This window comes from Pseudomonas sp. NFPP02 (genome assembly GCF_900119355.1).
Classification (GTDB): domain Bacteria; phylum Pseudomonadota; class Gammaproteobacteria; order Pseudomonadales; family Pseudomonadaceae; genus Aquipseudomonas; species Aquipseudomonas paracarnis.
Genome location: NZ_FPJI01000001.1, coordinates 327190 through 340456 on the forward strand (window position 1 = coordinate 327190; position 13267 = coordinate 340456).

The following is a 13267-nucleotide window of genomic DNA, read 5'->3' on the forward strand; positions in this document are numbered from 1 at the left end:
GCATTGCGCCGGGCAAGGTTTTACAGTCTTACAACAGCGGGATCGAGTAGCTGACGATCAAGCGGTTTTCGTCCTGGTTACGCGCGTTGGCGATGTCGCTGCGCCACATAGCGTTTTTCCACGCCACGCCGACGTTCTTCAGCGGACCTTCCGGTACGACGTAGGCAACAGTGATGTCACGCTCCCACTCGGACTGGCCGGTGAACTCGGTACGGTTGCTGGCGACGGTGTCGATATGATCACCTTTCAGGTAAACCACACCGGCGGTCAGGCCAGGCACGCCGACTTTGGCGAAGTCGTAGGAGTAGCGAGCTTGCCAGGTACGCTCGCCGGCACGGGCGAACTTCTGGATTTGCATGTCGGTGGTGATGTAAGCCGACGAGCCGTCACCCTGGTTCAGCCAAGGGAAGTCGCTGCTGCCGTTGCTGACCTGGTAACCGCCACCGAAGGTGTGACCGGCCACCGAGTACAGGAACAGGCCGCTGTACAGGTTGTTGTCGACTTTGCCACGGCCGGAGTTCACGCCGCTGTAGTTGCCCGTCGAGAAATAAGCGGACTGGTTACCGTTGTTGCCATCGTCGGAGCTGTTGAAGTAACGCAGGTCAGACTTCAGCACGCCAGGGCCGATAGCCCAGTTGTGGGTCAGGCCCAGGAAGTGTTGCTTGTAGAAATCTTCCAGGTTGCCGTAGTAGTACTGGGCGGTCAGATCCTTGGTGATCTTGTAGTCGCCACCGGCGTAGTAGAACTTGTTGCTCGAACGCCAGTTCACACCGCGGCTGTTGGCGCCGGAAATGGACAGGCTTTCGTTGTTGCTGGAGTTACGGCCCTTGGCCTTTTCGATCTGGCCCGCGACCAGGGTCAGGTCCTTGATGTCGCTGGAGGTGATCTGGCCACCTTGGAAGGTTTGCGGCAGCATACGACCATCGTTGGTGACGATGACCGGCAGCTTGGGCTGCAAGGTACCCAACTTCAGTTCGGTTTGAGAGATCTTGGCCTTGGCAGTCAGGCCCAGGCTGGAGTAGTTATCAACGGCTTCGCCATTGGACTTGCTCGGGAAGATCGTGCCACCGTAGGAGCTGGCAGTCGCGCCGTTGGTGCCACCGCCGGAATCCAGGCGAACACCCAGCAGGCCGATAGCGTCCAGACCGAAGCCGACGGTGCCTTGGGTGTAACCGGAGATGAAACGCAGATCGAAGCCTTGGCCCCACTCTTCGTTGCGGCTCGGGTTGGCCGTGCCTTCGCGGTTATCGGTGTTGATGTAGAAGTTACGCAGGCCCAGTGTGGCCTTGCTGTCTTCGATGAAACCGGCAGCGCCTGCTTGCTGGGCGATTGCGCCCAACGTTACAGCCACAGCCAAGGTGGACTTCTTCATGTACCGCTCCTCTCATTTCTAATTTTTGTATTTCTTTGGTCTCGGGTCTGACGCCCTCGATCCACAGATGCGCGATTAGCGCCAGATAGTGACCACCAAGTCAATCGTAACCTTGTGTGTCTACTACCTTCGTCTAATCGCAGTTGATTTGGTCCCTGCAGGGTAATGAGTTTTTCATACACCCAAAAAGAATTATTTCATTCTTTTTCATACGATCCAGGAATAAGACTTTCCGTGAAGCTGGCCGGTCAGGATAGACGCGCCGCTCCATAAGCTAATTCCTAAAGGGTATTTACTGGTGCTTTTTTAGATCGATTAGTGTTGCCGTACGGTTGCATACGTCACTCACGATCAAAAAGGCGACGCCATCATGGCCAAACGCACATCCTCCCGTCAATTTGTTACAGTTTTTGTATCGCTATTACTTTCTTTTGGTGTCAACGCCACCGACCTGACGGTGGGCTACCAGACCGGCATCGATCCCAGCAAGGTTCCCCAGGCCGACGGCCTGTATGAAAAAGCCATCGGCGAAAAAATCGCCTGGCGCCGCTTCAACAGCGGGCCAGAGGTAGTCACGGCCATCGCTTCGGGTGATGTACAAATCGGCAACCTCGGCTCCAGCCCGCTCGCGGCGGCGGCCTCGCGCAACCTGCCGATTGTGGCGTTTATCGTATCGGCACAGATCAACGCTTCTGAAGCCCTGGTGGTGCGCAACGGCAGTGGCATCGACAACCCCCAGGACTTGATCGGTAAAACCATCGCCACGCCCTTCGTCTCCACCTCCCATTACAGCCTGCTCGGCGCGCTGAAACACTGGGGTCTGAACACCCAGCAAGTCAAAGTGGTGAACCTGCAACCGGCCGAAATCGCCGCCGCCTGGAAGCGTGGCGATATTGATGGGGCTTTTGTGTGGTCCCCGGCCCTGGGTGAAATCCGCAAGAGCGGCAAGACCCTCACAGACGCGGCGCAGGTGGGCCAATGGGGCGCGCCGACGTTTGAGGTGTGGGTGGCGCGCAAGGATTTTGCGCAAAAACATCCTGAGGTAGTGGCCAAGTTCGCCAAAGTTACCCTGGATGCCTTTGCCGACTATGCCGCCCACAAAGACAGCTGGACGGTGGATTCCGAGCCAGTGCAGAAAATCGCCAAATTGACAGGTTCAAATGCGGATGACATTCCGGAACTCTTGGCCGGTACGACGTTTCCGGATGCGCAGGCACAGCAAACCGCTGCGCTGCTCAAGGGCGGCACGGCGAAGGCGATTGAGGAGACGGCGAAGTTCTTGAAGGAACAGGGGAAGGTGGAGACAGTGCTGCCGGATTATTCGGCGTATGTGACCGACAAATTCATCACACAATAAATACAGTCTTCGGTGGGAGCTGGCTTGCCTGCGATACCAGCAACTCGGTCCTTCAGATAAACCGAGGCGCCACTATCGCAGGCAAGCCAGCTCCCACACAGAGCCGTACTCTTTTACAGGGCCTTTTCAAAGATCTTGGAGTTGCGCTGATAGTTGTACAGCGACGCTCGCGCCGACGGCAGGCGGTCCACGCTGCTGGGTACAAAGCCGCGTTCGCGGAACCAATGGGCCGTGCGCGTGGTGAGTACAAAGAGGGTTTTCAAGCCTTGGGCGCGTGCCCGGGTCTGGATGCGTTCGAGCAACACATCGCCTCGCGCGCCGTGGCGGTACTCCGGGTTCACTGCCAGGCACGCCAACTCCCCCGCATCCGAATCCGCGATCTGATACAGCGCCGCGCAGGCGATGATCATGCCTTCGCGCTCGACCACGCTGAACTGCTCGATCTCACGCTCCAGCACTTCCCGCGAACGGCGCACCAGAATGCCCTGCTCTTCCAGCGGGCTGATCAGGTCCAGCAAGCCGCCGACGTCTTCAATCGCCGCTTCGCGCACCAGTTCGAATTGTTCCTGGGCCACCAGCGTACCGCCACCATCGCGGGTGAACAGTTCGGTAAGCAAAGCGCCATCTTCGGCGTAGCTGACGATATGGCTGCGCCCTACTCCACCCCGGCAGGCTTCGGCAGCGGCATCGAGCAGTTCGGCTTGATAGTTGCTGCCCAGGCGTTGCAGGTGCGCGGGTACTTGTTGTGGGCGCAATTCACGCACCAGGCGGCCGTTCTCATCGATCAGACCGGGATCGGCGCCGAACAGCAGCAATTTGTCGGCGCCCAGGTCGATGGCGGCGCGGGTGGCGACGTCTTCGCAGGCCAGGTTGAAGATCTCGCCGGTGGGCGAATACCCCAGGGGCGAGAGCAGCACGATAGAGCGCTCATCCAACAGGCGGTTGATGCCCTTGCGGTCGACCCGGCGCACTTCGCCGGTGTGGTGGTAGTCCACGCCTTCAAGCACGCCAATTGGCCGTGCGGTGACCAGGTTGCCGCTGGCCACACGCAGGCGCGAGCCCTGCATCGGCGATGACGCCATGTCCATGGACAAGCGCGCCTCGATGGCAATGCGCAAATGACCCACCGCGTCGATCACACACTCCAGCGTCGCAGCATCGGTGATGCGCAAGCCTTCGTGGTAAGCCGGGGTAAGGCCGCGTGCTTCAAGGCGGGTTTCGATTTGCGGGCGCGAGCCATGCACCAGCACCAGGCGCACACCCAGGCTGTGAAGCAGCACCAGGTCGTGGACGATATTGCCGAAGTTGGGGTGGTCCACACCATCGCCGGGCAGCATGACCACAAAGGTGCAGTCGCGGTGGGCGTTGATGTAGGGCGAAGCGTGACGAAGCCAGTTGACGTATTCGGGCATAACACCTGGGCCTGTAATAAAAAGCAGCCAAATAAAGGATCAATCGTGAAAGCGCACAGCGGCTGATGGTTATCGTCGGAACAGGCTTGGCGACACGCTCACTCTCCTTATGTACGAATGGGCAAGGGTTAATTTATGCAGGTTTCAGGCAGTAGTGTTCGATCAGTTCCCGCAATAGACGCACTGTAGGCGTCAAGCGTGACATTTCAAGGTACTCGCCAGGCTGGTGGGCGCAGGCAATGTCGCCAGGGCCGAGCACCAGGGTTTCGCAACCAAGGCGCTGAAGATAAGGCGCTTCGGTGCCGAACGCTACTGCTTCGGCACGATGACCGGTCAAACGCTCCGCCACCCGCACCAACTCGGCGTCTTCGGGCTGCTCAAAGGGTGGCACTTCGGGGAACAACGGCGCGTAGTCGATCTTGACCTTATGCCGCTCGGCCAGGGGTTCGAGCTTCTGGCGGATCGCGGCGCGCAGCACCTCGGGGTCCATGCCCGGCAGGGGTCGCAGGTCGAACTCCAGGGAGCACTGGCCGCAGATGCGGTTGGGGTTGTCGCCGCCGTGAATGCAGCCGAAGTTCATCGTCGGCTGCGGCACGCTGAATTGCGCGTTGCGGTACTCGCGCTGCCAGGCCAAGCGCAGGCCGCGCAGTTCGCCGATGGCGTCATGCATGGCTTCCAGGGCGCTGTGGCCCAGGCTGGGGTCCGACGAGTGGCCACTGCGCCCGAGGATCTCGATGCGTTCCATCATCACGCCCTTGTGCAGGCGGATCGGCTTGAGCCCGGTCGGCTCGCCGATCGCCGCTGCACGACCTAATGGGCGCCCCGCCTCGGCCAGCGCACGGGCACCGGACATAGAGCTTTCCTCATCACAGGTGGCAAGGATCAACAGCGGTTGCTTGAAGGGTTGGTCCAGCAGCGGCAACGCCGCGTCGATAACCAGTGCGAAGAACCCCTTCATGTCACAACTGCCCAGCCCTACCCAGCGGCCGTCGACTTCCGTCAGCTTGAGCGGGTCGGTGTTCCACAGCGCCGCGTCATACGGCACGGTATCGCTATGCCCCGCCAACACCAAGCCACCGGGGCCGCTGCCGAAACTGGCCAACAGGTTGAACTTGCCGGGGCTGACTTGTTGGATATCGATGGCAAAGCCCAGGTCGCCCAGCCAAGCGGCGAGCAGGTCAATCACCGGGCGGTTGCTCTGGTCGAGAGACGCCTGGGTGCAGCTCACCGACGGCGCGGCGATCAAGGCGGCGAACTGCTCTTTCATAGACGGTAAAGGCATGCGCGGTCTCCCAACTTCCCGGATGAACCTCACTATAGAGGCATCTGGGCAACACAATAAACCGTTGCGGCACGTTGCCGGGCTCAGTCCTGTACACTGCACGACCTTGGCAGCCACACTTTTCCCCGGCTGCGCTCCCGATCCTGGATTTTCCGGCCATGCAGAAAGAAACCGAAATCAAGCTACGCGTCAGCCGCGAAACACTCGCCGCGCTGCGTGAGCACCCGTTACTGAAAAAACGCAACAAAAGTGGCTGGGAACGCCGTGAGTTGATGAACCAGTACTTCGACACCCCCGAGCGTGACCTGGCCCAGGCCAAGGTTGCCCTGCGCCTGCGCAAGGACGGTGACGACATCATCCAGACCCTCAAGACCCGCGGCCAAAGCGTCGCCGGCTTGTCGGAACGCAACGAATACAACTGGGACCTGCCCAAAGCCAAGCTCGATGTGAAGAAACTCGATGGCGAGTGCTGGCCCGAGCAACTGGCCGAGCTGGACAAAAAGACTCTCAAGCCGATCTTCACCACCGACTTCGTGCGTGAACGCGCCGAAATCGCCTGGGGCCGTGGCAAGGCCAAGGTGGTGATCGAAGCCGCCCTGGACCTGGGCCATGTGGTGGTCGGCAAGCAGAAAGAAGAAATCTGCGAGCTGGAACTGGAACTGCGCGAAGGCGAACCGGCGGCCCTGCTGGAACTGGCCGCCGAGCTGGCCGCAACCCTGGCCCTGATGCCGTGCGACATCAGCAAGGCCGAACGCGGCTATCGCCTGTATGACGCCAGTAGCTATTCCCTGAGCCTGCCGGCGCCACAGATCCACGCCGAAATGCCATTGGACGACGCCTTCGCCGCGATCCTGTGGCACCTGCTGGGCAGCAGCCAGCGCCTGGCTGAGCAATACCGCTTCAATGGCCACTGGCGCCTGTTGCAGGACTGGGTCGAGAACCTCGGCGAGTTGCGCGCCCTGATCGGCAGCCTCGGCCAGGCCGCGCCACGCCAATCCACCAGCGAACTGCGCAGCGCCCTGGATGCGTTGCTGGAAGACTGGCGCCCGCTGGTCCAGGCCGGTGACGACGATGAAGACATTCGCAAAGCCGCGCCGGAACAGTTCATCGAAGAGCTGCAAGACGTGCGCTGGGGCCTGTTCTCACTCAACCTCTCGCGCTGGCTGCTGGCTCGCACCTGGACGGCCGAACGTAACGTGCGCGGCAACCGCCAGGGCGCTGCGCAAATTACCAACTGGCTGCCACGCCTGTTGGCCGACGACGCTGTCGCCCTGCAACTGCAGCGCTACCAGCAACAGCCGGAAGACCTGGCCGAGCAACTGCCGCGCATCGAACGCATCCAGGCCTGGCTGCACCATGCGCGCCATGTGGTGGACATTCCTGAGCTGGACCGTTTGTACGGCGAGCTGAACAAGCTGGCGCACCTGGCCAACCAGCCGATTACCGATGAATCACTGGATGCGCGTATGCACCAGGCGATTGCGGTTTATCAGAATCGTGCCTGGAAGACCCTTCTGCGCCTGTAAGTCACTCTACCTGTAGGAGCGAGCTTGCTCGCGAAAAACCCGAGAGCGATGTGGGGAGCCAGGCTTCCCGCGTTATCGTTAACGATCTTCGCGAGCAAGCTCGCTCCTACAGTCAATGGCATGCCTGTCAGCGCAATACTGGCAGGCTGGTGGTGGACTTGATCTCCGACAGCGCCACAATCGAGTTGACCTCCTGAATCCCCGGCACCATCGACAACTTCTCGAAGAAAAACCGCTCGTACGCCTCGATATCCGAGGTGACGATACGCAGCAGAAAATCCACCGCCCCCATCAGCACATAGCACTCCAACACTTCCGGGAACCCGCGAATCGCCTCGGTGAACTCGGTGAAATTGGAGCGACCGTGGGCGTTGAGTTTGACCTCGGCGAAAATCTGCGTGTTGAGCCCGATTTTCTTGCGGTCCAGCAGGGTGACCTGGCCGCGGATCACGCCCTCCTCCTTGAGCCGCTGAATACGCCGCCAGCATGGCGACTGCGACAGGCCGACCTGTTCGGCAATCTGTGCACTGGAGAGCGAGGCATCCTCTTGCAGCAAGGCCAGGATGCGGCGGTCGTAGGCGTCCAACTCATTGTGCATAAAAGTACCCATGAATAGGCTTATCTTGAATTGTTTTGGTCTATTTATCGCCAAATAGGCTTATTTTAGATAAGAAATCTCCCGAGGCGAATGTAAAAATTTCTCCAGTCGAAACTGGAGAGTCAGCATGCATGCCGTCGAAACCGCCTACCCCGCCACCCGCGTCGATGCGTGGGCCGTCAATAGCAGCCACTGCCAGGCGCACTATCGCATCGTCGCCGAGGCTGAACCGGACGTGCTGTGCCGGGTGCTGAACCACTTCGCGCTGCAATTGCTCACGCCCACCCAGGTCAGCATGAACCGGGAAGCCGACCTGCTGAGCATCGATATCGTGATGACCGGCCTGAGCTGGCACCGCGCCCAAGTGATCGGTGAAAAGATTCGAAACCTGATCAGCGTCTGCACCCTGGAGCTGTGGTCGGCTGATTCCGAGCGGCCTCAAGCGTTGGCGGCGATGGCGCAGTAAAAACCGGCAATACAAGCGCCAGCAGGATCTTCAGCGGCTGGCTAGCCTGGGATTACCCCCACGCCCCAGGAAAACCTGCATGCCCGTCGCCACTCACGATCACCCCTTGGAACTGCAGCAATTATTGCCGGAGTTGGTCGAGCAAGGGCTGATCACGGCGCAGGCGGCGCAAAAGGTAGCGCCAGCGTCCGGCAGCCAGCATCCCTTGGAATGCATCGCAGCCCAGGGCCCTTGCGTGGAGACCTTGACCCAATGGCTGGCCCGGCAGGTAGGCCAACCTTACCTGCGCATCGACCCGTTGAAGATTGATGTGGCAGCCGTGGTGCCGTTGATGTCCCACGCCTTTGCCCAGCGCCACGGCATTCTCGCAGTCGCCGTCGATACTCACAGCGTGACGATCGCCAGTGCCCAACCCCATGTCACCACCTGGGAAGCCGGGCTGTCCCAGGTGCTCAGACGCACGATCAAGCGCGTGGTTGCCAACCCCAGCGATATCCAGCGCTGTATCAACGAGTTTTACCGTTTAGCCAAGTCCGTCAGCGGTGCGGATGAAAAGATGACGACGCCTGGCAATCTCGACTTGCTCAGCCTCGGCGCCAGCGACAAGGAGCCGGATGCCAACGACGCGCATATCGTCAACATCGTCGACTGGCTGCTGCAGTACGCCTTTGGCCAACGAGCCAGCGATATCCATATCGAGCCCTGCCGCGACCAGGGTCGGGTGCGCTTTCGCATTGATGGGCTGCTGCATGACGTCTATCAATTTCCCCCGCAGGTCACCATGGCCGTGGTCAGCCGCCTGAAAAGCCTGGGGCGAATGAACGTGGCCGAAAAACGCAAACCCCAGGATGGCCGCGTCAAGACCCGGAACCCTGCGGGTGTCGAAGTGGAATTGCGGCTTTCGACCCTGCCCACGGCATTCGGCGAAAAACTGGTGATGCGAATTTTCGACCCACAGGTGCTGCTCAAGGATTTCGACCAGTTGGGTTTGTCCAGCGCCGACCAGCAACGCTGGCACGCCATGACGCGACGCAGCCACGGCATCATCCTCGTCACCGGCCCCACCGGCTCAGGCAAGACCAGCACCCTCTACACCACCCTCAGGCAACTGGCGACCCGCGAGGTCAACCTGTGCACGGTGGAAGACCCGATTGAAATGGTCGAGCCGGCCTTCAACCAGATGCAGGTCCAGCACAACATCGACCTCACGTTCGCAAGCGGCATCCGCGCCCTGCTGCGCCAGGACCCGGACATCATCATGATCGGCGAAATCCGCGACCAGGAAACCGCAGAGATGGCTATCCAGGCCGCGCTGACCGGGCACCTGGTTTTCTCGACCTTGCACACCAACGATGCACCCAGCGCCATCAGCCGCCTGCAGGAACTGGGCGTTGCTCACTATTTGATCAAAGCTACGCTCATAGGAGTGATGGCGCAGCGCCTGGTGCGGCTGCTGTGCAGCCATTGCAAGCGCCCGCTGGGCCAGGAGGACGCTGACGGCTGCGAAGCCGTCGGCTGTGCGCAATGCCGTGACAGCGGTTATCGAGGCAGGGCCGGGCTGTATGAAATTATGCTCATGGACCCGGCACTCCAAGCGCTGGTCACCCCGGGCGCGGACGTACAAGCGCTGCGCCGTGAGGCACTGGCGCAGGGCATGAGCAGCCTGCGCATGGCCGGTGTCGAGAAAGTGAAGGCCGGCCTGACCACGATGACGGAGGTATTGCGGGTCACGCCAGGGGATTCAGAAACAAATTCTTCGGGTTTGATCGAGTACTGAAACTGTTTAGTCAGTGATGGAACTGGATCGGGTTAACTACAATCAAAACGTACAGATAACCCACCGGAGTCACCCATCATGCGTCTCAAATATGCTGTCGCAACCCTCGCTGTGCTTTCCCTACCTGTCGGCTCAGCCATGGCCGATAGCTTCTGGCGTAATGTCATCTCGTCGGGCGCCACCACTGGCTCGACTTACCTGACCTTCAAGGACCACAAGCTGGTGGTCGCCGCCCAGGACGACGCGGGCAGCTTCGTCGCCAGCGACGGCGGCATTCGCGGCCCGTATCTGGAAGCGGCCATGCAGAAGGTCCGCGCCGATAACCCTGGCCTCCAAGCCACGGACATGGAACTGGCTAACGCCATCCTGGCGAAGAATGCTGTAACCGAGTAACAACTGCCCTCATAAAAAATGCCGCTTTCTCAAGCGGCATTTTTTTGCCTGCTGCATGACGAATCGTTCATGGATGACAGGCTATATTCAGTCTCAGCGTGCAACCATGCCCTACTGACTCGTCTATCTTTCATTGCCTACCTGAAACGGATGCCTTCTTCGTCATGAGCCAACAGCCCTTCCTGCCGTTTTCCAAACCGACCATTGATGAAGCCACCATTTCGGCGGTCGGCGATGTTCTGCGTTCCGGCTGGATCACCAGCGGACCAAAGGTGCAGGCGTTCGAAGCACAGCTGTCGGACTATTTTGGCGGCCGTCCGGTGCGCACCTTCAACTCGGGCACCTGCACCATGGAGATCGCCTTGCGCATCGCCGGGATCGGGCCTGGGGATGAAGTCATCACCACCCCAATTTCCTGGGTTGCCACGGCTAACGTGATTCTCGAAGTCGGTGCCACTCCGGTCTTTGCCGACATCGACCCGGTGACGCGCAATATCGACCTGGCCCAGGTGGAAGCGGCCATTACTCCGCGCACCAAGGCGATCATCCCGGTCTACCTGGCCGGCTTGCCTGTGGATATGCCGATGCTCTACGCGCTGGCCAACAAGTACAACCTGCGTATTGTCGAAGATGCTGCCCAGGCCCTGGGGTCCAGCTGGGATGGAGAACGCATCGGCGCAACCGGCGACTTCGTGTCCTTCAGCTTCCAGGCAAACAAGAACATCACGTCGTCCGAAGGCGGCTGCCTGGTGTTGAACAATGCCGAGGAGGCCCGTCTGGCAGAGAAGTACCGACTGCAAGGCGTCACCCGCAGCGGCTTCGATGGCCTGGATGTGGATGTGCTGGGTGGCAAGTTCAACATGACCGACATTGCCGCCGCCATAGGCCTGGGGCAATTTGCGCACATCGAGAAGATCACCGCCCATCGTCAGAACCTGGCACGGCACTACTTCAAATGCTTTGGCAGCGATTTCGAAGCCCAATACGGCGCGCAACTGCCGCCGGCCGACTTCGAAAACAGCAACTGGCACCTGTTCCAACTGGTATTGCCGGAGCGCCAGGATGGCCTGCCAGCCCGCGCCACGTTCATGGAACAGATGCAGGCCCACGGCGTGGGTATCGGCTATCACTACCCGCCGATCCACCTGCTGAGCCTGTATCGGGCACAGGGTTTCAAGGAAGGCATGTTCCCGGTGGCCGAACGTGTTGGGCGTTTGATCGTGTCGTTGCCGATGTTCACGGCGATGACAGAGGCGGATGTGGAGCGGGCTGTAGCGGCGGTTAAAGCCGTACTGAAAAAAGACTGATCACAACAAATCAACTGTGGGAGCTGGCTTGCCTGCGATGCTGGCACCTCGGTGTATCGGTGATACCCGGGTGATCCAATCGCAGGCAAGCCAGCTCCCACATTGAGGTGTGCTGTTGCAGCTGTTGTGTTTATTCGCCGATGGCGGCTTTGTAGCCGGCGGCATCCAGCAGTTTGTCCAGCTCGGCCTTGTCGCTTGGCTTGAGCTTGAAGATCCAGGCGCCGTACGGGTCAGAGTTCAACAGCTCAGGACTGCCACCCAATTCTTCGTTGACGGCAAGCACTTCGCCCGCAATCGGCGAGTAGATATCCGAAGCGGCCTTGACCGACTCCACCACGCCCGCCTGGTCTTGAGCGGCAAACACCTTGCCCACTTCGGTCAGTTCAACAAACACCACATCACCCAAAGCTTCCTGTGCATGGTCGGAGATCCCGACGGTCACGGTGCCGTCAGCTTCCAGACGAGCCCATTCGTGACTTTCGGCAAAACGCAGGTCGGCAGGGATATTGCTCATAGTCTGTGTCCTCAAGATGAAATGTCAGCGGCCATTGGCCTGCCGGAATTGGTTAGATCAGGGTTTTGCCATGACGCACGAAGGTCGGCTTGACCACTCGAACCGGATACCACTTGCCGCGGATTTCCACTTCGGCCCGGTCGGCAGTCGCCGTCGGCACACGCGCCAGCGCAATGGATTTGCTTAGCGTAGGCGAGAAACTACCACTGGTGATCTCTCCTTCGCCAACATTGGCGATACGAACCACTTGGTGAGCACGCAGCACACCACGCTCTTCAAGGACGAGCCCGACCAGTTTGAACTGCACGCCGGCTGCTTTTTCTGCTTCCAGCGCAGCGCGGCCAATGAAGTTACGCTCGACAGGTTCCCAGGCGATGCTCCAGGCCATGTTGGCCGCCAGGGGCGAGACGGCCTGGTGAATATCCTGGCCATACAGGTTCATGCCGGCCTCCAGGCGCAAGGTATCGCGCGCACCGAGGCCGATGGGGGAAATGCCAGCGCCCACCAGGTCGTTGAAAAAGCCCGGTGCCTGATCGGCCGGCAGCACGATTTCGAGGCCGTCTTCGCCGGTATAGCCGGTGCGGGCGATATACCAGTCGCCGTCGGCCCGGCCTTCGAACGGTTTGAGCTGATGGATCAGGATGCCACGGGACTGGGTCACCAGTTCGGCGATTTTCTGCCGGGCGTGGGGGCCTTGGATCGCGAGCATGGCCAACTCGGAGCGCTCATGCAGTTGCACTGAGTAGCTGCCCAGTTGCGCCTGCATCCAGGCCATGTCCTGATCGCGCGTGGCGGCGTTGACCACCAGGCGGTAACCGGTTTCGGTGCGGTAGACGATCATGTCGTCCACCACCCCGCCCTGCTCGTTGAGCATGGCGCTGTATAACGCACGGCCACAGCCATGCAGTCGGTCGACATCATTGGCCAGCAGGTACTGGAGCCATTCCTTGGCCTGGGGGCCGGTGACATCGATCACGGTCATATGAGATACATCGAAGACCCCGCAGTCACGTCGCACCTGGTGGTGCTCTTCAACTTGCGAGCCGTAATGCAAAGGCATATCCCAACCGCCAAAATCGACCATTTTCGCGCCGAGGGCGAGATGCAGGTCATACAGAGGCGTACGCTGTCCCATGGGTTTCTCCTTCCGGGCTTGGCGAAGGCGCGCAGAGCTGCCACTTGCGCTGAACACCTCGTACTACAAGGCCCGCAGCCACATACAGCAGGTCGATCCGAAAGACGGAGCGCACCGAATGCCGCGCA

General features: G+C 60.1%; 12 protein-coding genes and 1 pseudogene. 6 read left to right on the forward strand and 7 right to left on the reverse strand.

Translation table 11 applies throughout. The annotated features are described in order from the left end of the window. Window positions 1–28: 28 nt before the first annotated feature. Window positions 29–1372: an OprD family porin gene (locus tag BT204_RS01525; RefSeq protein ID WP_034128998.1), complete on the reverse strand. Its 1344-nt coding sequence runs from the start codon at window positions 1370–1372 to the stop codon at window positions 29–31. A gap of 370 nt (window positions 1373–1742) precedes the next feature. Between BT204_RS01525 and tauA the strand changes: the two genes are divergently transcribed. Then, a complete protein-coding gene (gene tauA / locus BT204_RS01530; protein ID WP_054895985.1) occupies window positions 1743–2729 on the forward strand; it encodes a taurine ABC transporter substrate-binding protein in 987 nt (328 codons plus the stop codon). Window positions 2730–2842: 113 nt separating this feature from the next. Here tauA and argA read toward each other — a convergent pair whose 3' ends face one another. After that, on the reverse strand, window positions 2843–4141 hold the full coding sequence (gene argA, locus BT204_RS01535; RefSeq protein WP_003195273.1) for an amino-acid N-acetyltransferase: 1299 nt from the start codon (window positions 4139–4141) through the stop codon (window positions 2843–2845). Between the two features lie 133 nt (window positions 4142–4274). Then, a complete protein-coding gene (argE, locus tag BT204_RS01540; RefSeq protein WP_072445611.1) occupies window positions 4275–5423 on the reverse strand; it encodes an acetylornithine deacetylase in 1149 nt (382 codons plus the stop codon). Between the two features lie 158 nt (window positions 5424–5581). Between argE and BT204_RS01545 the strand changes: the two genes are divergently transcribed. After that, window positions 5582–6949, forward strand: a complete 1368-nt coding sequence (locus BT204_RS01545; protein ID WP_020301821.1) for a CYTH domain-containing protein — start codon at window positions 5582–5584, stop codon at window positions 6947–6949. 11 nt (window positions 6950–6960) lie between these two features. On the opposite strand, the pseudogene BT204_RS28020 reads toward BT204_RS01545, so the two are convergent. Further along, window positions 6961–7071 (reverse strand): annotated as a pseudogene (locus BT204_RS28020) (outer membrane lipoprotein carrier protein LolA); the annotation flags it as partial. A gap of 5 nt (window positions 7072–7076) precedes the next feature. Next, window positions 7077–7547, reverse strand: a complete 471-nt coding sequence (locus BT204_RS01550; RefSeq protein ID WP_054896032.1) for an Lrp/AsnC family transcriptional regulator — start codon at window positions 7545–7547, stop codon at window positions 7077–7079. Between the two features lie 127 nt (window positions 7548–7674). Here BT204_RS01550 and BT204_RS01555 point away from each other — a divergent pair, with 127 nt between their 5' ends. From BT204_RS01555 to BT204_RS01570, 4 genes are all read left to right on the forward strand, one after another. Beyond that, a complete protein-coding gene (locus BT204_RS01555; RefSeq protein ID WP_057975328.1) occupies window positions 7675–8013 on the forward strand; it encodes a hypothetical protein in 339 nt (112 codons plus the stop codon). Window positions 8014–8092: 79 nt separating this feature from the next. Next, window positions 8093–9790: a GspE/PulE family protein gene (locus BT204_RS01560; RefSeq protein ID WP_072445612.1), complete on the forward strand. Its 1698-nt coding sequence runs from the start codon at window positions 8093–8095 to the stop codon at window positions 9788–9790. A gap of 78 nt (window positions 9791–9868) precedes the next feature. Then, window positions 9869–10183: a DUF2388 domain-containing protein gene (locus BT204_RS01565; protein ID WP_003176799.1), complete on the forward strand. Its 315-nt coding sequence runs from the start codon at window positions 9869–9871 to the stop codon at window positions 10181–10183. A 164-nt stretch (window positions 10184–10347) separates the two neighbouring features. Then, a complete protein-coding gene (locus BT204_RS01570) occupies window positions 10348–11490 on the forward strand; it encodes a DegT/DnrJ/EryC1/StrS family aminotransferase (protein ID WP_072445613.1) in 1143 nt (380 codons plus the stop codon). Window positions 11491–11620: 130 nt separating this feature from the next. Here the strand turns inward: BT204_RS01570 and gcvH are convergent, their stop codons facing one another. Together gcvH and gcvT are read right to left on the reverse strand one after the other, a co-directional pair. Continuing rightward, on the reverse strand, window positions 11621–12004 hold the full coding sequence (gene gcvH, locus BT204_RS01575; protein ID WP_020301818.1) for a glycine cleavage system protein GcvH: 384 nt from the start codon (window positions 12002–12004) through the stop codon (window positions 11621–11623). Between the two features lie 52 nt (window positions 12005–12056). Beyond that, window positions 12057–13139 carry a glycine cleavage system aminomethyltransferase GcvT gene (gene gcvT / locus BT204_RS01580; protein WP_003195295.1) on the reverse strand — a complete coding sequence of 361 codons (1083 nt, stop codon included), beginning with the start codon at window positions 13137–13139 and terminating at the stop codon, window positions 12057–12059. Between the last annotated feature and the right edge of the window lie 128 nt (window positions 13140–13267).

Bases quoted from the DNA above. Each gene is read 5' to 3' on its own strand.
- BT204_RS01525 (WP_034128998.1), bottom strand. From the start codon at position 1,372: ATGAAGAAGTCCACCTTGGCTGTGGCTGTAACGTTGGGCGCAATCGCC.
- tauA (WP_054895985.1), top strand. From the start codon at position 1,743: ATGGCCAAACGCACATCCTCCCGTCAATTTGTTACAGTTTTTGTATCG.
- argA (WP_003195273.1), bottom strand. From the start codon at position 4,141: ATGCCCGAATACGTCAACTGGCTTCGTCACGCTTCGCCCTACATCAAC.
- argE (WP_072445611.1), bottom strand. From the start codon at position 5,423: ATGCCTTTACCGTCTATGAAAGAGCAGTTCGCCGCCTTGATCGCCGCG.
- BT204_RS01545 (WP_020301821.1), top strand. From the start codon at position 5,582: ATGCAGAAAGAAACCGAAATCAAGCTACGCGTCAGCCGCGAAACACTC.
- BT204_RS01550 (WP_054896032.1), bottom strand. From the start codon at position 7,547: ATGCACAATGAGTTGGACGCCTACGACCGCCGCATCCTGGCCTTGCTG.
- BT204_RS01555 (WP_057975328.1), top strand. From the start codon at position 7,675: ATGCATGCCGTCGAAACCGCCTACCCCGCCACCCGCGTCGATGCGTGG.
- BT204_RS01560 (WP_072445612.1), top strand. From the start codon at position 8,093: ATGCCCGTCGCCACTCACGATCACCCCTTGGAACTGCAGCAATTATTG.
- BT204_RS01565 (WP_003176799.1), top strand. From the start codon at position 9,869: ATGCGTCTCAAATATGCTGTCGCAACCCTCGCTGTGCTTTCCCTACCT.
- BT204_RS01570 (WP_072445613.1), top strand. From the start codon at position 10,348: ATGAGCCAACAGCCCTTCCTGCCGTTTTCCAAACCGACCATTGATGAA.
- gcvH (WP_020301818.1), bottom strand. From the start codon at position 12,004: ATGAGCAATATCCCTGCCGACCTGCGTTTTGCCGAAAGTCACGAATGG.
- gcvT (WP_003195295.1), bottom strand. From the start codon at position 13,139: ATGGGACAGCGTACGCCTCTGTATGACCTGCATCTCGCCCTCGGCGCG.